20 protein-coding genes are annotated in these 19,839 nt (G+C 55.1%); 10 read left to right on the top strand and 10 right to left on the bottom strand.

The features are described 5' to 3' along the window. Positions 1-28: 28 nt before the first annotated feature. Positions 29-880 carry a hypothetical protein gene (locus EBB79_RS11275; protein WP_127748989.1) on the bottom strand — a complete coding sequence of 284 codons (852 nt, stop codon included), beginning with the start codon at positions 878-880 and terminating at the stop codon, positions 29-31. A gap of 418 nt (positions 881-1,298) precedes the next feature. Continuing rightward, positions 1,299-2,003 carry a GntR family transcriptional regulator gene (locus tag EBB79_RS11270; RefSeq protein ID WP_127748988.1) on the bottom strand — a complete coding sequence of 235 codons (705 nt, stop codon included), beginning with the start codon at positions 2,001-2,003 and terminating at the stop codon, positions 1,299-1,301. Between the two features lie 105 nt (positions 2,004-2,108). Between EBB79_RS11270 and EBB79_RS11265 the strand changes: the two genes are divergently transcribed. From EBB79_RS11265 to EBB79_RS11235, 7 genes are all read left to right on the top strand, one after another. After that, positions 2,109-2,711, top strand: coding sequence for an amino acid synthesis family protein (locus EBB79_RS11265; protein ID WP_127748987.1), 603 nt, complete (start codon positions 2,109-2,111; stop codon positions 2,709-2,711). After that, a complete protein-coding gene (locus EBB79_RS11260) occupies positions 2,683-3,495 on the top strand; it encodes an alpha/beta fold hydrolase (protein WP_127748986.1) in 813 nt (270 codons plus the stop codon). Before EBB79_RS11265 ends, EBB79_RS11260 begins: the two co-directional genes overlap by 29 nt. Next, a complete protein-coding gene (locus tag EBB79_RS11255) occupies positions 3,492-4,400 on the top strand; it encodes a flavin reductase (RefSeq protein ID WP_127748985.1) in 909 nt (302 codons plus the stop codon). Before EBB79_RS11260 ends, EBB79_RS11255 begins: the two co-directional genes overlap by 4 nt. A 13-nt stretch (positions 4,401-4,413) precedes the next feature. Continuing rightward, positions 4,414-5,451, top strand: coding sequence for an LLM class flavin-dependent oxidoreductase (locus EBB79_RS11250; protein ID WP_127748984.1), 1,038 nt, complete (start codon positions 4,414-4,416; stop codon positions 5,449-5,451). 10 nt (positions 5,452-5,461) lie between these two features. Further along, the gene (locus tag EBB79_RS11245) at positions 5,462-6,928 is read left to right on the top strand and encodes an aldehyde dehydrogenase (RefSeq protein ID WP_127748983.1); all 1,467 of its coding nucleotides are present in this window, start codon (positions 5,462-5,464) and stop codon (positions 6,926-6,928) included. A 235-nt stretch (positions 6,929-7,163) separates the two neighbouring features. Further along, positions 7,164-7,610, top strand: coding sequence for a CBS domain-containing protein (locus EBB79_RS11240; RefSeq protein ID WP_164860791.1), 447 nt, complete (start codon positions 7,164-7,166; stop codon positions 7,608-7,610). A 154-nt stretch (positions 7,611-7,764) separates the two neighbouring features. After that, positions 7,765-8,091 (top strand): hypothetical protein, encoded by a 327-nt coding sequence (locus tag EBB79_RS11235; protein ID WP_127748981.1) that lies wholly within the window; start codon positions 7,765-7,767, stop codon positions 8,089-8,091. Here the strand turns inward: EBB79_RS11235 and EBB79_RS11230 are convergent. The 3 genes from EBB79_RS11230 to EBB79_RS11220 are packed head-to-tail and all read right to left on the bottom strand — an operon-like array spanning position 8,065 to position 11,673. After that, positions 8,065-9,030 (bottom strand): FAD:protein FMN transferase, encoded by a 966-nt coding sequence (locus EBB79_RS11230; RefSeq protein WP_238705081.1) that lies wholly within the window; start codon positions 9,028-9,030, stop codon positions 8,065-8,067. The two genes, EBB79_RS11235 and EBB79_RS11230, sit on opposite strands and share 27 nt — an antisense overlap. Continuing rightward, positions 9,020-11,203, bottom strand: coding sequence for a PepSY domain-containing protein (locus EBB79_RS11225; RefSeq protein WP_164860789.1), 2,184 nt, complete (start codon positions 11,201-11,203; stop codon positions 9,020-9,022). Before EBB79_RS11225 ends, EBB79_RS11230 begins: the two co-directional genes overlap by 11 nt. A gap of 8 nt (positions 11,204-11,211) precedes the next feature. Further along, the gene (locus EBB79_RS11220) at positions 11,212-11,673 is read right to left on the bottom strand and encodes a DUF2271 domain-containing protein (protein WP_127748978.1); all 462 of its coding nucleotides are present in this window, start codon (positions 11,671-11,673) and stop codon (positions 11,212-11,214) included. Between the two features lie 145 nt (positions 11,674-11,818). Between EBB79_RS11220 and EBB79_RS11215 the strand changes: the two genes are divergently transcribed. From EBB79_RS11215 to EBB79_RS11205, 3 genes are read left to right on the top strand one after another with little or no spacing between them, the layout of a single operon-like run. Next, a complete protein-coding gene (locus EBB79_RS11215) occupies positions 11,819-12,478 on the top strand; it encodes a response regulator transcription factor (protein ID WP_127748977.1) in 660 nt (219 codons plus the stop codon). Beyond that, positions 12,475-13,848, top strand: a complete 1,374-nt coding sequence (locus tag EBB79_RS11210) for a sensor histidine kinase (protein WP_127748976.1) — start codon at positions 12,475-12,477, stop codon at positions 13,846-13,848. Before EBB79_RS11215 ends, EBB79_RS11210 begins: the two co-directional genes overlap by 4 nt. Next, a complete protein-coding gene (locus EBB79_RS11205; protein ID WP_127748975.1) occupies positions 13,848-15,152 on the top strand; it encodes a ferredoxin reductase family protein in 1,305 nt (434 codons plus the stop codon). Before EBB79_RS11210 ends, EBB79_RS11205 begins: the two co-directional genes overlap by 1 nt. A gap of 99 nt (positions 15,153-15,251) precedes the next feature. Here EBB79_RS11205 and EBB79_RS11200 read toward each other — a convergent pair whose 3' ends face one another. The 5 genes from EBB79_RS11200 to EBB79_RS11180 form a co-directional block, all read right to left on the bottom strand. Continuing rightward, a complete protein-coding gene (locus tag EBB79_RS11200; protein WP_127748974.1) occupies positions 15,252-15,446 on the bottom strand; it encodes a hypothetical protein in 195 nt (64 codons plus the stop codon). A 167-nt stretch (positions 15,447-15,613) separates the two neighbouring features. Then, positions 15,614-16,396 (bottom strand): dimethylarginine dimethylaminohydrolase family protein, encoded by a 783-nt coding sequence (locus EBB79_RS11195; protein ID WP_127748973.1) that lies wholly within the window; start codon positions 16,394-16,396, stop codon positions 15,614-15,616. 15 nt (positions 16,397-16,411) lie between these two features. Further along, entirely contained in the window at positions 16,412-18,010 is a 1,599-nt protein-coding gene (locus EBB79_RS11190) for a 5-guanidino-2-oxopentanoate decarboxylase (protein WP_127748972.1), read from the bottom strand. Further along, positions 18,007-19,194, bottom strand: coding sequence for a pyridoxal phosphate-dependent aminotransferase (locus EBB79_RS11185; RefSeq protein ID WP_127748971.1), 1,188 nt, complete (start codon positions 19,192-19,194; stop codon positions 18,007-18,009). Before EBB79_RS11185 ends, EBB79_RS11190 begins: the two co-directional genes overlap by 4 nt. Then, entirely contained in the window at positions 19,191-19,838 is a 648-nt protein-coding gene (locus EBB79_RS11180; RefSeq protein ID WP_127748970.1) for a TetR/AcrR family transcriptional regulator, read from the bottom strand. The genes EBB79_RS11185 and EBB79_RS11180 overlap by 4 nt, the downstream gene beginning before the upstream one ends. Between the last annotated feature and the right edge of the window lies 1 nt (position 19,839).

Genomic DNA, 19,839 nt, shown 5'->3' with positions numbered 1-19,839 from the left:
GCTAAACAAACACAAGACTCCGTCGGGGTTACATGCGACAGGCACCGTCGTTGTTCGGTGGAGCATCCATACGTGGGAAGGAAAAACTGACGTTGTCGAAATCGATTATAAACCCTCCATTTGCCCAACTCCAAGTTCCGTAACCGTAGTGGACACTGCCAGTCACGCAGTCCGCATACATATTCAGGACGTCTTGTTCGAAGTAGGTTTGAGAACTCTGCTCTGTGTCAGCCATGGGGACAACGATTTCGCGGGCTTCTACCGAGGTCAGAACGGCCCAGCCGTCATTGGCTTCAACGGTGTATTCTGCACCTTTGGAGTCGGTTATTGTGTAGATGTTTTGATCGGGAATATCACCATGCGGGACACCGGCATCTGGCGACATCTCGATGGACGCGCGGCTGTACGCCCATGGCTGTTGGCCTTTCTCGCATATGCCGATGTCAATGCTGTAGGCTAAGCTATAACCGTTTGGCGCAATATCGGTATTGGTCCAGACTAACGTCCCATGCGCGTCGTAGGGCGTTCCGTGTTCATCCACGACATTGTATCCACAATTGGGCCAATCGGAGATGTCGGGAGACTGGGTGCTGACCCAAAAGCCAAAAAAGGGTTTGTTTTCGGTTAGGATAGGATTGTTTTCATCCATCGTCACATAGATTGCATCGGGATCTACGTAAAATTTCATGTGTTGCGCGCGCATCTCCAATAGGGCCATGGTTTCACCAGACGCTACCTCCACGTCACCGATGACCTCAATCTCGTCAATATAATTCCCATCCGCCGTAAACATTTGGTCTATGCCATCGGCATAGGCGGGCAGGGTGCAAAAAACCGACAGGCCGATGCCTGCTCCTAAATTCTTGATCGAATAATTCATTTCATTCTCCAAGCCTAATCAATTCCTGACACTAACACTCCAGAGCGGATGCGACCAACATTTCCGTAAATGCATGCGATAAGGTGGTCTGAATTGGTCAGCCGATTGCTAAATATAGGACAAATAGCAAGTGGCGAGGAAAGAGGTGCCATGCAAAGTTCGTTGGACTAATATTGTACCCAAACTGTTGCGGCATCGCGCTTGATAGCCTGGTGCGTTTGTTGGGTTCAAAAGAACCCTGAGAGTGCAGATCCCTGGGTCTACAGAGGCTTAAGACGACCCGTTCAGATCATGCCGTCAGTCCTCGTCCTTCCCGAAATTTCTGGTAATAAAGCTCTGCGATGCATTTTGTAAACGCTGGTTGTACGGTGTGCCGTTATTTGGGTTTACCATGGTATCATTGTCGTTTTTACGGACCTTAAGAATCCATTGGCCTGATTGTTGTTTCTTTGGAAAGAACGCGCCACGCGGTTTGGGACGCATCATCAATATGCGCGTCGACAGCTCTGCGTGCGGCCTTTGGATCCTTACTCAGGATGGCATTATGAATCGTGGTCATATGCGCAATGCCGGGCTGCTTTCGGTCCGTAGATGACAGTGTCAGCGCCCGCAGTCTGCTGATACGACCATTGAGCCGTTGCACGATGTCCCAGGCGACTGAATGACCAGCTTCTTTGAAGATTATTTCATAAAACCTTGTGCTAGCCTGCAATAGCTCTGTCCATGTGGTGTCGTTCATCGTGGCCTCAAGGGCGCGCAATGCATCGCCCAGCTGGACAGGGAAGTCCGCGTTTTGGGATGTGGCGCAGGCTGCTGCTGCCGAGGCTTCAAGCTGTCTGCGGATGTCGTAAATCTGTTTGGCCTGATCCCAATCGAATGTCGCGACTATTGGGCCTCGGTTTGGGATAATCTCGACCAAACCTTCGGCTTCAAGAAAGCGAATTGTCTCACGGATTACCGTGCGACTGACCCCAAGTTGATCACATAGCGGGCGCTCTACCAGTCTTTCACCCGGTGCAAAGTGACCTTCGATGATCGCTGCTCTCATCCGCTCTTGCACAATATCGCGCAAGGTTTGCGGCGCTTTGTTGATTTTTTCTAAGGTGTTTATTTTTGAGGACATGAGGGTTTCTCTAACAGCTGACCCGTGGATCAACAAGGATGATTGACTTATGGTATGATGGTATACCATAAGTCAGTGCGACTCACACACCAAAGGATTGCGCCTGTGCCTGCCGAAATCAGAAAAACCCTTCTTCACGTTGAAAACACCCTGATCGAAGGCGGTAAGGCCGCACAGACGCCCCTTAAAATGATCGCGGCGATGGCGGTGATCCGGAACCCCTGGGCAGGTCAGGGGTTTGTTGACGATTTGGCACCGGCAATTCGCGATTGCGCACCGGGACTGGGTGCGTTGTTGACTGAGATGGTGCTGGACGCGGCGGGTGGAGGTGACAAGGTTGAGGGCTATGGAAAGGCGGCCATTGTAGGTCTGAATGGCGAGGTCGAGCATGCCTCGGCGCTTATTCACACGTTGCATTTCGGCAATCACTATCGCAACGCTGTTGGCGCTAAGTCATATCTGTCTTTCTGCAACACACGTGGCCCGGCGAATGCGCCGCTGATGATCCCGCTGATGGATAAAAATGATGGTGGCAGACGCTCGCATTATTTGACGATCCAAGCATCCGTAGCTGATGCGCCTGCGGCGGATGAAATACTGATTGCCTTGGGGGCCTCTATCGGTGGCCGTCCGCATCACAGAATTGGGGATCGGTATCAGGATCTAAAGGAGCTTGGCCATGACGCTGACAACCCTGCGGCTGTCTAGTTCTGGCCGCAAGGTCAGCTACCGCGATCACGGTGCGGGTGAGCCATTGGTATTAATCCATGGGGTGGGACTGCAGTCAGCGGCTTGGGGGCCGCAGATTGCCGTACTTCAGGACCGCTATCATGTCATCGCCTTGGATATGCCAGGGCATGGGGGCAGTGATCCGTTGCCTGTCGGCAGCCAGTTGCCTGACTACGTGGCATGGTGCCATGAAGTGATTTTGGAAATGGGGCTGGCCCCGGTCAATTTAGCGGGCCATTCCATGGGGGCATTGATTGCAACTGGCTTTGCCGCAAGTTTTCCCGACCTGACACGTCGTGTAGCTTTGCTCAACGGTGTGTACTGCCGCGATGAAACATCACGACAGGCTGTCAGAGCCCGCGCATCTGAGATTCAATCCGGAGTAGTCGATTTGAAAACGCCTTTGGCGCGGTGGTTTGGTGATACGCCAGTTGAGATCGCGGCACAGGCGAAAGTTGCGGCCTGGTTAAATGCCCTCGATTTATCTGGATACGCCACAGCTTACGCCGCTTTTGCCCATGGGGATGCGACCTATGCCGAGCAAATACAGGCGATCGCTTGTCCGTTTTTGGCGATGACCGGGGCGGGTGATCCCAATTCCACTCCGGCGATGTCTCAAACGATGGCCGAAAAGGTTGAACAGGGAACCGCAGTGACCATCTCAGGCCATCGTCACATGATCAATCTCACTGCCGTGGCTGAGGTCAATGCACATCTTCTTGCGTGGCTCAATCAGCCTATGACCCAAAAGGAACTGCAATGACCCCGCTTGACCCGCGCGCTCTGCGCACCGCATTTGGTACATTTATGACAGGTGTAACCGTAGTGACCGCTCATGATAACGACGGCGCGCCACTTGGCTTTACCGCCAATTCCTTTACCTCGGTCTCACTGGATCCCCCAATGGTGTTGGTATGTCTTGCGAGTACGTCGCGAAACTATGACGCGCTGGTGACTGCGGATGGATTTGCCGTGAATATCCTGACCGAAAACCAGATTGAGATCTCCAACACCTTTGCACGCCCTGTCGAGGATCGGTTTGCAACGGTGAAATGGCACAATGGTCCACAGGGATCACCAATCCTGGACGGCGTGTCGAGCTGGTTCGATTGCAGCATGCACAAGACGGTCGACGCCGGAGATCATGTGATCCTGATCGGCCAGGTCGAAGCCTTCGATGCCAACTCCACTCCGGGTTTGGGCTATGCACGTGGTGCCTACGTCACACCGTCCACAGCCGCTGAGGCACTGGAGCACAGCCCCAATTTGATTGTCTCGGCCCTAATCGAGAAAGATGGTCATGTTCTTTTGGTGGATGACGGCAATGGCGGGTTGGCTTTGCCAGAATGTGTGGTCGAAGGTCAGGGGGCTTCGGCTGCGATTAAGACACTCATCTCTTCGACTGGACTGCAGGCCCAACCGGGTTTTGTATATTCCGTGTTCGAGGACCTGGACCGCAAACGCCAACATATCTCGTTCCTGTGCCAAACCGCAGAGGGGGAGCCCAGCAAGGGTGTTTTTGTGCCCCTGACGGGGTCAGCACTGGATGATATGACAGACCCGGCCATTCTAACGATGCTAGAGCGGTTTGCAGCTGAATCTGTGCTGGGCAATTATGGTGTCTACTTTGGCGATCAAAAAAGCGGCGAAGTCCGCGCAGTTACATAAGGGAAATGATCACATGCGGTTTTCGCTTTTTGTGCACATGGAACGCACCTCGCCTGATCAGGATCAAAAACAGCTTTATGACGATTTCATAGCGCTGTCCAAAATCGCGGATGAGGGCGGGATGCATGCGGTCTGGACCGGCGAGCATCATGGAATGGATTTCACCATAGCGCCGAATCCGTTTCTGAACCTGATTGATCTCGCTCGGCAAACGAAAAATGTGCGCCTTGGCACCGGTACGATTATCGCTCCGTTCTGGCACCCGGTACGTCTGGCGGGTGAGGCGGCGATGACAGACATGATTACTGATGGGCGGTTGGATCTTGGTATTGCCCGTGGTGCCTACAGTTATGAATACGAACGCATGGTGCCGGGCATGGATGCCTGGGACGCAGGACTGCGCATGCGCGAGTTGGTGCCTGCTGTTCAGGCATTGTGGAAGGGTGATTATGCCCAAGAGGGCACGTATCATTCCTTCCCTGCCACAACCTCGTCTCCGAAACCTGTGCAAGAAAATGGCCCGCCAATCTGGGTTGCGGCACGGGACCCCAACAGCCATGAATTTGCGGTAGCCAATGGCTGCCATGTGCAAGTGACGCCGCTGTGGCAAGGCGACGCTGAGATCACCAATCTGATGGAGATCTTCAACGCAGCCTGTGCAAAGTTTCCCGATATGCCTCGGCCGAATATCATGTTGCTCAATCATACATATATCGCAGCTGATGCTGCGGATGCGCAGCTGGCATCAGAAGAAATCAATCGGTTCTATTGCTATTTTGGCGCATGGTTCAAAAACGAACGCCCTGTTTCGCAAGGTTTGATTGAACGGCTAACGGAAGAAGAAATTGCCAATCATCCCTTCTATTCCGCCGAGGCCATGATGCGAGACAACGTCATAGCCACAGCCGATGGCGCGATTTCCAAGCTCAAAACATATGAAGAAATGGGCTATGATGAATACGCCTTCTGGATTGACAGCGGCATGAGCTTCGACCGCAAGAAGGCCTCGCTTGAGCGGTTCATTAATGACGTCATGCCCGCGTTTTCATAAAGGACAGGTTATGCAGCAGTTTCAGCACTATATTGGTGGCGCATTCTTGGATGGTTCGGCGCAATTTGAAAGCCGTGATCCTGCAACGGGGCATGTCTGGGCAATGATGCCCGAGGCGCGCGGCGATGATGTGAATGCTGCCGTCGATGCCGCGCAGGCTGCTTTTGTCTCGCCAGACTGGGCGGGAATGACGGCATCAGCACGGGGGAAACTGCTGTACCGGCTTGCTGACCTGATCTCTGAACACGCGCCAGCACTGGCTGCGCTTGAGACCCGTGATACGGGCAAAATCATCCGTGAGACATCGGCGCAGATTGCCTATGTTGCCGATTATTATCGTTATTACGCTGGCCTGGCGGATAAGATCGAAGGCGCCCATCTGCCTATCGATAAGCCGGATATGGAGGTCTGGCTGCGCCGCGAACCCATCGGTGTTGTGGCGGCCATCGTGCCGTGGAATTCGCAGTTATTTCTGTCGGCCGTCAAAATAGGTCCCGCTCTGGCTGCAGGCTGTACCGTGGTCTTGAAAGCCTCGGAAGAAGCGCCCGCTCCGTTGTTGGAATTTGCGCGGATCTTTGACCAGGCGGGCTTCCCGCCTGGAGTGTTGAATGTGATCACCGGGTTTGGGGCCGAGTGTGGCGCTGTGCTGACGAGCCATCCTAAGGTGGATCACATTGCCTTTACGGGCGGACCAGAAACCGCCCGTCGTATCGTGCGCAATTCTGCTGAGAACCTGGCAACCACCTCGCTGGAACTCGGTGGTAAGTCGCCGTTTATTGTGTTCGAGGACGCTGACATCGAAAGCGCGGTCAATGCACAGGTCTCGGGTATTTTTGCGGCGACCGGGCAAAGCTGTGTGGCAGGATCGCGTTTGATCATCTCAAACAAGATAAAAGCGGCTTTTCTAGCGCGCCTCAAGGAAAAAGCTGAGGCGGTGATCATCGGCGCACCGGATGACATGGCAACTGAGGTCGGTCCACTTTGTACACTTGGACAACTCGAGACGGCCGTGGATCTTGTGGCAAAATCAAAGGCAGCGGGGGCCACTGTCATCACAGGGGGGCAGAAATTGGACCGCGACGGCAGCTATTTCCCGCCGACAATCATCGATTGCTCACAGGCACCCAATGCGCCGTGCCTGACCCATGAATTCTTTGGTCCTGTTCTGTCCGTGCTTGGATTTGACACCGAAAAACAGGCGCTGCATCTGGCAAACGATACTGCATTTGGCCTGGCCTCTGGCGTCTTCACCAAAGATCTAACCCGCGCCCATCGGATGATCCGTGGCATTCGGGCGGGTATTGTCTGGGTCAACACATATCGGGCCGTCAGCCCCATTGCACCCTTTGGTGGCCATGGACTTAGCGGTCATGGAAGAGAAGGCGGAATGCAGGCAGCATTGGATTACACCAAGACCAAGGCAGTCTGGCTGCGCACCAGTGACGAGGCCATTCCCGACCCGTTTGTCATGCGTTAGGTCCATAATTTGAACCACGGTTGAACCCGTTTCTCACGCCGTCGCTCTTGCAGCGGTGCTGGAACTTTTGACAATGATTTCTGTCCCTTGTGGAGGGGGAGCAAAGCTGGGGGCAGTTGCTCCCGCCAACAATTCACGACTTTTTTCCTAAAAATGTAAACTTTTCATGGCACTAGGCGGGCAATTATTATGCTACCTTGATGTTCCCAATCGAACAAAAATAGGATCACAGCCAATGAAGCCTTCTACAATGGCTGACATGATCGCCGGTAAACGCGTACACAAGACGTCCCCCGAAGATAGCGTGCGGACTGCTTGCATTATCATGACCTCGGCGAATATTGGGGCCCTTCCAGTTGTGGATGACGAAGGCGTCCTTGTCGGAATACTCAGCGAACGAGATGTTATTCAACGTAGCATCATCGTGTATCGCCCATCGACGACGACTCTTGTCAAACAGGTTATGACACCCAATCCGCAATGGCTGGCGCCGGATGCAAAGCCAGACGAAGCCTATCAAATTATGAGCAAAGGTAAGTTCCGTCATTTGCCGATTTGTGAGGACGGTCAGGTTCTGGGAATAGTTTCAATTCGTGATTTTATCCCGCCGCAAGGCAATTCAATCGTCGATCGGCTGCGCGGAAAATCTGGTAAGGCCAAGGCGTCAACACGTCTATTTTAGAAACCGTGTCGCCTGCCGTTCTAGGGTAACGGCCTGGCGAAAGGTAACACCTCACGGATACCTTCTTTGATAAACTGGTAATTTCTGTTGTCGAAATACCCTGACGTCTAGGCTGCGTAACCTCGGTCAACATCCAACTGTTTTAAAAGTCAAAATGCTGGTCATCATTATCGTCAACTTTTCCGGCGACTTAATGTCAAATCAGATCTCAATCCGTTACGTCGTCAAAAATTTGACACTCTACTTTCTTGGCGTCATCACCAGCTTGCCAGCGATGGTGCTTTTTCGGCCCGAAATCGATAAACTTGGTGACGGCGGGAGGCAGGCTGGCTGCACAGCATTCCACTTCGTGGTGATATCATCGGTACTTGGCTGGGCATTGGATGATCAGAATTCTGTGCAGTCTGATGTAGGTTCAGATGTCGCGAGAGGACGCGATAAAAAGATGCTTGGGTTACAACCTGTGTGCTTCCGAGTGTGATGTCCCTGCAAAGCCGGCGAAAATTCCGCTGCCGTTTGTGACTGGAACTGGCCCTGAGTTGTCCATGAAAAGCACATGCAGCCCGTGGTCTTCTGCATACATCAGCCCCTTTTTCACCCCCATGACAAGGAAAGCTGTCGCCCAAGCATCAGCCATCATGCAATCCTGATGCGCCACAGTGACCGAGGTTTCTACTTCGGCCAATGGTTTGCCCGACTTTGGGGCAATTGTGTGGGTGATTGGTCCATCGATCCTTTCCTTGAAATTGCGGTAGCCGCCTGATGTGGCAAGCGAAAGGTCGTAACACTCCAGGACATGGGCAATTTGGCGCATATCGACCGATGGTTGCTCTAGTCCAACCTTCCAGCCGCTGACACCGTCCGGGGAGCCTGCACAGCGTAGCTCTCCGTCAATCGAAACCATATAATCGGTGATACCATGTGCCAATAACACGCGCGCCAACTCATCAACACCAAAGCCCTTTGCAATCCCGCATAGATCAATCTGAACTGGGCGGAGCTTTCGAAGTCGTGCGCCGTAAATGTAAACACTGTCACGGCCCCTGGGCGGTACCGGCAACGTGGCGTCTAGGAGGCCAGGCATTCCTGGACCAAAGCCATGGTGGCTACTGTGTTGACCTACGGCCATAGAAAACGAACCCTGACTTAGAACTTCTATCCTTAGCGCGGCATGCAGAACAGCCTGTGCTTCTGGTGGCAGTGCGATCCAAGCACCGACAGGGGCGTTGTTAATCTGGTTCACAACTGATGTGGTTATCCAGGGTGACATTTGTTGGTCAACACGATCCACCGCCTGTTGCAGCGCGTCTTGCAAGTTGCCGGTCCAGGCTCGATCAGGTGCGGGGAACTGGGCTGAAAATCGCGTGCCCATTGTGGGGCCTGAAAGGTGTTCGAGCGGGAGCATCGCATCAATAGACATCTTCAAGATACCGTCCTTGCTGTTTGAGTGTGGCGACGTCCAGTCCAATGGGCGAAAGCAACTCATTGAACGCGGACTGTACGTCGGTTCCCATTACCCGGCCGCCGCAGACCATAATCTGGGCACCGGATTGAATAAGGGTTTGTAGATCTCGCGAGGCGCTCTGCAGCTTGCCCTGAACATATCCGCCACCTGCGATACGTGAAAACGCTGTGGTGATTTGCGTGATCTGGCCACCGGTTTTCAGGACATCCAATTCCTCGCGGAACAGATAATCAGAGCTGGGATCGCGCCCGCCCCAGAACAGATGTGTGGGGCGTTTTTGCAAGTTGCAGCGCAAGAACCCCACTAAGGGGCCAATCCCCACACCAGCGCCTACTAGAATAAGGGGCGCATTTGACTTAGCGGGCCGGAACTCAGGGTTTGGCTTGATAAAGACCTCAACGGTATCGCCAACCATGATGTCGGCCAGATAGCCCGAGCACAGGCCGCCAGGTTGTTTGCGAACGCAAATTTCAATGCAGCCATCGCGACTGTCCGAGGCCAGCGAGTAATACCGGGGAAACGATGCACCGGGTGCGATGACACCCAGCAGATCGCCGGCGGAATGTTTCGGCAGGCTTCGTGCACATTTTGTGCCAAGTCGCAGGATGGCGACAGGGGCCTGAACCTCTTGTCCGTAAGATCGCTTGGACACCAATTGCACATGTGTTGTCTTGGGTGTCTCTGCGCAATGATCAAGGCTTAGGTTTAGCCCAAGGCTCTGCCCAACAGTACGGCCCCATGAATGGAAACTTTGGGAGGATTGACGGTCGATGGTGGCATAGGAATGAAACTGTTGCAGTCCGGTTTGGTGTAGTGCCGCGTCGACATTTTTTGCGAATTTGCAAAAATCTGGGAATGAGGTGTCACCGAACCCGAGTACACAGTAGCGCATGCCATTTGGGCGAAAATCGTTAAGCCGTTCCAGAAAATGCTGCGCGTTGGTGGGAGCCTCGCCTTTGCCGTAGGTCGCGGTAAGCACAAACAGGTATTTGCCGTTTGGATAGGTATCTGCCCGCGAGTTCATATCGGTGACGTGAACACTATGGCCCTCAGCAGCCAACTTGCGCGATAGCTCAGCAGCAAAACCCCAGGTTGTCGCCCCCTCGGAGCCCACCAGGACAATCGTGTCGGCGGCCAATGCGGGTGTGTTCTTGACATAACGTAGAGGATTGGCAGGGCGCCGCAATGTCATTGCAATACCACTGGCGATTACAAAGGGAACGGCCAACATAGAAAGGCCCAGCAGCAGACCAATGGGCCATGTGCCTTGTCCTGTGTGCAGGAGGTAAATGAACTCATACAGGCGGGAGCCGGGACCGTTGGGCGCAAAACTGGCCATTTGACCGGTTACGGGGTCAATGTATCCGCTGCCCTGGGATGTGGTCAGGCTATAGGCATCTGTTGCATCACCGGGGTAGGGGAGAACCAATTCGCGCAGCTCAGTCAGCGGTAGAGACTGCAGCGCCAACAGATCGCCGATTGAGAGCGCAGCATCGGCTGCCTGGATTACCGGGAGTTCAGGATTTGCCGCGGTCGGTGAGGGGATCAGGTCGAATGTCGTGAGTGACATCACGACACCTGTCAGGGACACGATCAACAGTCCGATCACAGCAATCCTTCCGGCATTCAGATGCAGGGTCTGATAGCCTCCGGATCTAGGGGGGGAAATAACGGCGCGCCATCCGCCCATCTTGCGCACAATCATCGCAAGACCCGACACTGACAGTACAAACATTGCCAGGGCGCTGATCCCGACAACACCGCGTCCAAAGTCACCCAGGAAAAGCGAGCGGTGAAAGTCCTTGATATAGCCAAGGAAGGGGGAGTTCGGAGTGCTATCGATCGGGGTCAGCGTTGTAGCGTTGAAATAGGTCTGGCCAAACCCTTCTGCTGTCGCAAAATGGGCAATCACGGTATGATTGGCAGTTTTCTCAATCCGTTCCAGCCCAGGAACTTGATCGCTTACAGCCTGGGCCAATTGGGCAACCGTAATATCAGGAGGAGCCGTCAGGGATCCGGTTGTTGCGGCTTCGGTTGCGGGATCAATGCTTAGAATGACGCCAGTGACTGCCATCGCGATACCAAATAGCGCTGAAGTTAAACCGACCCACCGGTGCAGTCCGCGCATCGAGACACTCATTTCAGGCTCAATGTATGAACAAACCCGCGACCCGGTACCGATGTCTGCTGGCCCAATGTCAGGACCGCAGACCGAGGATGATCAGCATTGTCCTCGACAGAGGTATCAACCCGTATCTGATAGCCGTCAGCGATCATCGTGTCGGCGATGTCAGCACTGACACGCAGTTTTCCACCAGAGCCAACACTGGCCCCCGTTACACTGTGCAGGTTTGACCGCGAGGCCTTGCTGCCGCGCGCCCAAGAGCGCAAGTGTTTGTAATATTTGCTCTTGCCGCCTGCGACCCACAACGTATCTACAACCGTCCCAGCAGGATCCGTCAAATAAACCGCTGCGTAGGCTCGCGGTCCTGCAAAAGAATTCAACTGCGTGGTAATGGTAACCTGCCGCGCATCCGCTTGTCCGGCAGAGAGCAGGGCCGCAAGGCTGACTGCTGTTGCTAGTAAGTGGTGTTTCATCGAAACGTTTCCTTCATCCAGTAGCTCTAGTAAGCGTTGATTGGACGCCCAAACTGACGACAGGCTGAAGGGGAGCGTTTTTTCTATTCAGGTAGGGTTCAGATAAGCCATATATCGGACTTGAAGTGCGAGATGGGGAAGCGAGATGCGCGTATTATTGGTTGAGGATGATCATGTGCTTGGCTCGGCCATTCACAGCCATATTGAACATCAAGGTCACGGCGTCGACTGGGTGAAGCGGCTTGACGACGCGGAGGATGCCTGTGCCACGCAAACCTATGGTTTGATCCTGCTGGACCTTGGCTTGCCTGACGGGCGTGGTCTGGATTTCCTAAAGCAGCTGCGGGCCAGGCGCGATGACACGCCCGTTATTATCACCACGGCACAAGACCAGATCGAAGTTCGGATCGAAGGTTTGAATGCCGGGGCTGATGACTACCTGGTCAAACCGTTTGATCTGGGCGAGCTGACGGCGCGGTTGTCAGCAGTTGCGCGGCGTTATAGCGCCAGTTCGGATCCGGCAACTCAGATTGGCGACGTGCAGGTTGATTTAGGTCGCCGCCAGATTTCCTCGAACGGGCGCGACATCATCCTGACCTCACGCGAGTGGGCCGTGGTCGATTGTCTGGTGCGCAATAGGGGTGCCATTGTGCCAAAGTCAGTCATCGAGGACAGCCTCTATGCCTTTGGCGCCGAGATAGAGAGCAATGCAGTTGAAGTATTCGTTAGTCGTATTCGTAAAAAACTGGGACATGATTTTGTGACCACCTCACGTGGGTTGGGTTACGCTGTGGCCGCGAAATGAAGCAACAACGCTCTATTGCTGGACGTTTGGCGTTGATCTTATCCCTAAGTGTCAGTGCGCTATGGTTGATCTCGGTTGTCATCGCAGCAGTTGTCCTTAGGGGCGAGCTGAACGCCGCGTTTGACGAGACCATGCGTCAAAGTGCACTGCGCCTGCTACCCTTGGCGATGCATGAGCTGGACGAGGTTCTGGAAGGGGACGCTGATGATAGCGAAGCCAATTTCATTGCCAATCTCACCCGAGACGATGCAAATCTTGATTACTTTATTCTCGACCGATCAAACCGGGTTCTGCTGTTTTCCGGCGCACGTCCAACGGACATCTCCTCCGGCTCCATCCCGCTTGGGTTCTCCGAATGGAGCGGCAGCCGGGCCTACGCCCTGACGGATGCAGAGTCCGGGTTTGGTATTGTTGTCAGTGAACGCGCTGGGCTGCGGGACAATATCCTGATCGAAAGCATCCTGCGGATGTTCCTGCCGCTGGCAGTCCTGATCCCAATTCTTGCCGGGTTGGTCTTTGTCATTGTAAAGGCGGCCATGGCACCGATCCTGGGTCTGAGTGCAGCCATTGCCCGCCGCCACGGTCGCAATCTTGCTCCCATGGACATGGGAGCGCAGCCAAAAGAGTTGCAACCGATTGTGTCCGAGGTTGAGGATTTGTTGGTCCGATTGAAATCAGCGCTGGACGCCGAACGCAGCTTTGCTGCCGAAAGTGCACATGAGTTACGGACCCCCATCGCCGGGGCCTTGGCACAGATACAGGTTCTTCAATCCAAAGTTGACCGCGCTGATACTGTGCAGCATCTGGAACAGGCCGAAGAGGCCTTGCGTCATCTTTCACACCTGTCGGAAAACCTGCTGCAATTTTCCCGGCTGGAGGCGGGCTTTGCTTCTTCTGAAAAAGAAACCAGCCTGGGCGTAGTGATCGACATCGTCCTGCGCGAAAAACCATTTGCCGATGCGGCAGATCGAATTTTGATTGCGGGCTCCGAAAACACGTCACTCAAAGCGTTTATCACGGCTGATGCCTTTGCAATTGTGCTGCGCAATTTGCTGCAAAATGCACTGACCTACGCGCCATCAGGCACCCCACTCAAGCTGGTGGTTGAGGATCGAGAGATACGGATCACCAATGAATGCGACACACTGCCGACAGAACTGTTGACAACAGTGACGAACCGCTATGTACGCGGTCAGACCGAACACCGTGGAACGGGCCTCGGGCTGTCTATCGTCGCGGCAATATTACGTGATTGTGAAGGTCAGCTAGAGCTGTATTCGCCAATACCCGGACAACAGTTAGGTTTTGAGGCCCGCGTTGCCTTTACCCGATCACAACAACACATACCGATGAAAGAAGGAACGTCATAATGCGCCTGAAACCACTTGGCCTGGTGGGTGTAACCTCAGCCCTGATACTACCTGTTATCTGGCTGCTTCCCCTCGCGCAAAAATACGATACGGGTGCGCTATTCAGTCAGTATTTGGGAATGGCTGCTCTGATCGGGATGGCGTTGACGCAAGTGATTGCCACCAGACTCAGTTTTGTTGAACAACTGTTTGGCGGGTTGGACCGATGTTACATCCTGCACAAATGGTTGGGCATCTTGTCCATGGGAGCGCTGTTGCTACATGATACCATCGATGCGGATATGGACGGGCTAGGGCGCGAGACAGCCCTGACCGACGTGGCTGAAACCATGGGTGAAATCTCGCTCTATGGGCTTTTGATCCTTGTTGTCATTACGATCGCAACTTTCATTCCTTACCACCTGTGGCGCTGGACACACCGGATTATGGGAGTGTTCTTTATCATGTCGACCTTCCATTACCTGTTTATCCTCAAGCCGTTTTCCAACGGCGACCCACTAGCTCTGTATGTCTCTGCATTTTGCGCGGTGGGTATTCTGGCCTTTGTTTACAAGCAGCTACCTGCATCATTGCGGTCGTCAAGGAAATACAAGGTTTCTGATATCCAACAGACCGGGACCGCACTTGCAATTACCATGTCGCCAGAGAGCCGTCCGCTTAAGCACCGTCCGGGCCAGTTTTCATTTGTGACATTTGATCATGCCGCCGTGTCGGAACCGCATCCCTTTACAATCAGTAATGCGCCGGACAAAGAGGGCAATATTCGCATGACCATTGCGGATCTTGGCGACTTTTCCCATAGCCTGAGCAATCACCTAAAAGTCGGCACAGGCGCCCGCCTGGAAGGTGCCTATGGACGATTTGAACGCCGCGCGACGCAGGCACCCGAAGTCTGGGTCGCTGCAGGCATTGGCATTACACCTTTTGTCGCCTGGGCACAGGCTCTCACCGATGCCGATGGCCCCGTGACACTGGTCTACTGTGTTTCAGAAGACCGAGACGCAAATCACCTGGACGAACTTCGGGCTGTCGAAGCAAAAGTGGCTAACTTTCGGGTTGTTCTGCACGCCTCCCGGTCGCAGGGTCGGGTCAATGCCGAGGCTATAGAGAGCTATGTCAGTGATATTGCCCAGGCCAAAGTCTATTTCTGCGGTCCGCAAAGAATGCGTCAGTTCTTGGCGCAGGGGCTAAGTCGCCTTGGTGTGTCATCCCGGCGGTTCCACTTTGAAGAGTTTGAAATCAGATCAGGTGTCGGGTTGCGTAAACTTGCGGCCTGGCTGTTGAATAGGGCTCTGGTCAAGTAAGTTTTGCGGTACATGGCGGGGCAGGCCTCCGCCATGTACACACTTTAACGTCCTGAGATCGAATTGGGTCAAGCAACCCCATGGTGGCAAGCTGTATCGCTAGGATTTACAAATCCAATCCCGCATAAAGGTCTCAAGCGAAGGGCTGACGTCCTGCGCTTGGCTGTCGCAGGCAACACAGCGTGACCCCAAGACAGTGCGCAGGTTGTAATGACGGTTCTTGCACATGCGTCCAGTAAAGAAGAAATCTACGCCTGCCTTCAAGGCCCTGGGCCGCGTGCGTGGGTAGTCCATCCATTCTGGATGTCCAGCAAGATGGGCCTTTCGCTTACGCTGACCTTCTTTGTGATGTTCCGCCATGGGCCTAGTATCGGTGCTGCAAGGCCCGACTTCAACTGTCGTTTCATGCTCCACGGTCTGGAAAAAGGGCCCTAAGGTTCAATCCCAAGGGACCCCAGATTTTAGAACCTAAGCGACAGGCAGGACATGCCGCCGTCCAGTTTGGCGCATTCGGTATTGTCGATTTCGACCACTTCATAGCCTGCCGTGTTCAGCATTTCGGCTGTGCGGGGGAAACCAGCGGCCATCAGCACCAGATTGTTGAAACGGATCGCATTGGCGGCGGGTTCTTCACCTTCAGCGACATGCAAAACCCGGTAGCCCTTGAAGCATCCCGATGCATCCAGACGCTTGGTAGCCAGAATGGTTTCACCGTCCATCAGTGAACAATCGGTCTTGAAGTGCAGCACACCAGGGGGGGTGAAGACCTCTCGCACAGAGTGGCCCCATTCGGCAGCAATCTCGGCAAGCTCTGCAACACCCGCTGCATCTGTTCTGTCCGAGCGGCCAACCAGAATTTCCCGAGCGGTGACCAGAATGTCGCCGCCCTCAATATGACCGGGGCCCTGAATCTGACGGACGTCCTCGTAAAGGCCGCGCACAGTTGTGGCCATTTCTGCTACTTCTCCGACCCGCGAGGGCGCTCCGGGGTGCATCAGGATCGCGCCTTGTGGCAGGCATAAAGTAGTATCTTCGACAAACACCGCGTCGGGGAAATCCTCGAGCGGGGCCAGTTCGGTGACATCAGCCCCGGTTCTTTTCAGCGCGGCAACATACGCCGTGTGGGCCTGTTGCATCCGGTCCAGATCGGGGGTGCCAATGTCCTGGGCGCGCAGGCCTTCGACGATACTGGCCGAGGGACGTCGGGTGATGGCGCGTCGGAATTCAAATGTTGGATCACTCATTGTAGTCTCATCCGTTTAAGAAGCCCGGAATACCGGAGCCTCGATTTCAATCATACTGGGCCCGGTCAGTTGGGCCGCGGCCGCCATCGCATCAGCCACGGCCTGCGGATCGGCAGCGCAGCGGTGATGGGGAATGGCAAAGGATTTTGCGGTTGCTTCGAAATCTGGCGGGGTTGGATCACAGCCCACCACAGTGACACCGACATCCTGCATGGACGTGGCAATCTCGTGGTAGCCGTGGTTGTTCCAGATAACGAAGGTGATGGAGAGTTGTTCATCAACCGCGGCCATGATCTCGGGCAGGCTGAACTGGGCCCCGCCATCGCCAACGATGCAGGTGATCCGGGTGCCTGGCTCGGCGATTGCGGCGCCGATTGCGGCTGGTATGCCATAGCCCAAAGCACCGTATCCGGTGGCTGCATTGAACCAGCCGTGCGGGCGGGCGGCATCGTAATACAGGTTACCGGCATAGATGGGCTGCGTTGAATCACCGACCATGATGGTGCCGGGCAGGGCGTCTCGCATCGCGTTGAGGATCTGCACCTGGGCCTGATAGGCCGTGCCTAATTCGCCATAGGCGGCAGTGCGGGTTTGCGCGGCCCTGTCGGCACCTGTTGCAGAGGGGGCGTTCTTGCGCCGGATCGCCTGTTCCAGATTGACCAGAGTGGTCTTGGCATCGCCTTGCAGACCTATTTCAGCTTCATGCCGGTTCAATTGCTGCGCGCAGCTATCGATCCGGATAAGATTGCGCATCTGGGCCATGGTTCCGGTGGCATACATGTCGTAATCTGTCGGGCCCAACTCGGTGCCGACGGCCAGGACGACATCTGCGCCTCCGATCAACTCACGCACTGCCTTAAGGCTGGGACTGGCTGGCACGCCCAGTGGGTGATCGAACATAATCCCCCGCGCATTTGTAGTTTGCACCACAGGCGCATCCAGTCGTTCTGCCAATTCACGCAAAACCTCGGCTGCGGCCACGGCTCCACCGCCGGCCAGAATGACCGGAGATTTGGCGGTCTCCAGCAGGTGTGCTGCCTGCTCAACCCGCGTGGCGTCTGCTTGGGCAGGATCTAACGGTACAGTCCGTTCAGCGGCGGCAGAATAATCTTCTCCGGCAACGTCCAGCGGGATCTCAATATGGGTTGGTCCCGGTCGCCCTGATGAGAACGGCTCAAATGCCCGATCCAGTGCGGGTGTCAGCTGGTCCCCTGTGCGCACCTGTTCGGAAAGCAAAGCCACCGTCGACATCATCTTTTGCTGATCTGGCAGCTCATGCAGATGGCCCATTCCCTTACCCAGAGAGGAAACGCTGTTTACGCCGGAGACCACCAGCATCGGCACACTGTCGGCGCGCGCCTGCGCCATTGGGGTCAGGGTGTTGGTCAAGCCCGGTCCGGTAATGACAAAGGCCACACCGGGTTTTCCGGATACTCGGGCATAGCCATCTGCCATGAAACCCGCACCCTGTTCGTGGCGCGGGGTCACATGACGAATGCCCGAGGTGGCAAGCCCGCGATACAGTTCTACTGTGTGGACACCGGGAATGCCAAAGACGGTCTCGACACCGCGTTCGGCCAGTTGGGTCACAAGCGCCTCGCCGATGGTGGTCATGCGACATTCCTTTGCAGGGTGTTGGCATGTGAAATGATCCGCTGGATTGCCCGGTCAAATTGGGTATCGTCAATGGTCAGGGCCACGCGCACCCAATCTGTCATTGTGGTGCCAAATGAGACTCCGGGCATCACCGCCACGCCACCGTTTTCCAGCAGATCTTCAGCATAGGTTTGCCCGTCCAGCCCGGTGCAGGCGACATTGATCATCGCAAACATACCGGCCTCGGGCTGGTGAACTGTCAATCCGGTCTCTTGGCTCAGGCGCTCACTGAGTTTGACCGCTCGTGAGGCGTAGCGTGTGCGCATGCCTTCGGCCACCGAAGACCCCTCGCGGACGGCCTGTTCAGTCATATCAGCGATAAAGGGTTGGTTGCCGAACAACATGGTTTCTGACACCGGCAGCAGCGCGTCACAAAACGCTGTCGAGGCCACACACCAGCCACTGCGGAACCCTGGCGCGGCGTGTGACTTTGAGATCGATGACACCGCAATCACCCGATCTGCAATGGTCGGGTTGGACAGTGGCGACACAAAAGTCGAGCCATCAAAGACCAGGTGCTCATAGACCTCGTCTGAGATGATCCACAGATCGTGTTTGATCGCTAATTCCCCGATGGCCTCGATGTCGGAGGCCGTCAGGATGGCCCCAGTTGGATTATGCGGCGAAGTTAGCAGGATGGCGCGACTGCGCGGGGTGATTCGTTCGGCCAGATCCGTCGCCTGCATACGAAACCCATGTTCGGGGCGCAGAGGCACCGGGACCATTTCAGCCCCGGAGGCCTGCACCACGCCTTCGTAAGTGGCGTACAGCGGATCGCCCACCAGCACCTCGTCGCCCGCCTCGGCAACGCCCATCATCACGGTGAACAACGCGGTCTGTGTTCCGGGAAAACACAGGAAATTATCGGGCGCAAATTTGCGACCAATGCTGGCCGTGTAGCGATCTGCCAGAGCGGCGCGCAGATTGTTCTCGCCACGCCCGTTAGAGTATCCGGTGCGACCGGCTTTCATTGCACTAACAGCTGTATCCATCAGCGCAGCTGGTGCTGGCACATCCGGTTCGCCGATGGTCATCTCGACGATGTCGGCCCCGGCGGCGATCATGTCCCGCGCTTTAAGATGCAATTCCCATTTGGCGCCTCCCAAACCGGCCAGTCGAGTGGTGATCGCAGTTGTTTTCATGGCTGTTCTGCCTTCTGATCTAAGTCTAATCCAATTATTGCACCAACGGCTTCCACCCCGATGCCTGGCAATTCACCCGGCGCAAAGGCATCCGGCAATGCGCCGCCTTCCATCCAAAGCCCATCGATAACGCCGTTGCAGGCCGTCGCCAGATGGCGCAGGCGTGCAGGTGATGTCTGTTGTCCTGCCTCCTCCAGCGCGGCGCGAATAAGCTCCTGCAGCTGGTCGCGGAAGTACACGTAGGTGCGTTCGTGCATGGCCTTCATCTGTGCATCCTGCTGCACCTTGTTCAGAAAACTGGCCCACAGGGCAACGGCACGGGGATCAGCCACCGGTGGCTGCAGTGATGCATTCACCAGTGCCGCCAGACGATCACGCGCCGATTTGTCGACTGCAGCTGCAAAAGCAAAAGTCTGGTCGGTCATATTGGTCATGTGGTGATCATAAGCAGCGATGATCAGGTCCTCTTTGGATCTGAAGTAATGCCGGATCAAACCCTGTGTCACATTCGCCCGTTCAGCAATGGCCCGCACGGTGGCACCACGAACGCCGCCTTCAGCCACCAGCGATAGCGTCGCCACGATCAACGCCTCTTTGCGCTGATCGGCACTCTCGCGTTTGAACTTGCGGCGTTCGTCGCTCACT

The sequence above is a fragment of the Parasedimentitalea marina genome (assembly GCF_004006175.1).
GTDB classification, from domain to species: domain Bacteria; phylum Pseudomonadota; class Alphaproteobacteria; order Rhodobacterales; family Rhodobacteraceae; genus Parasedimentitalea; species Parasedimentitalea marina.
The sequence above is the reverse complement of the archived record's forward strand: the minus strand, read 5'-3'. Positions and strand labels throughout refer to the sequence as shown.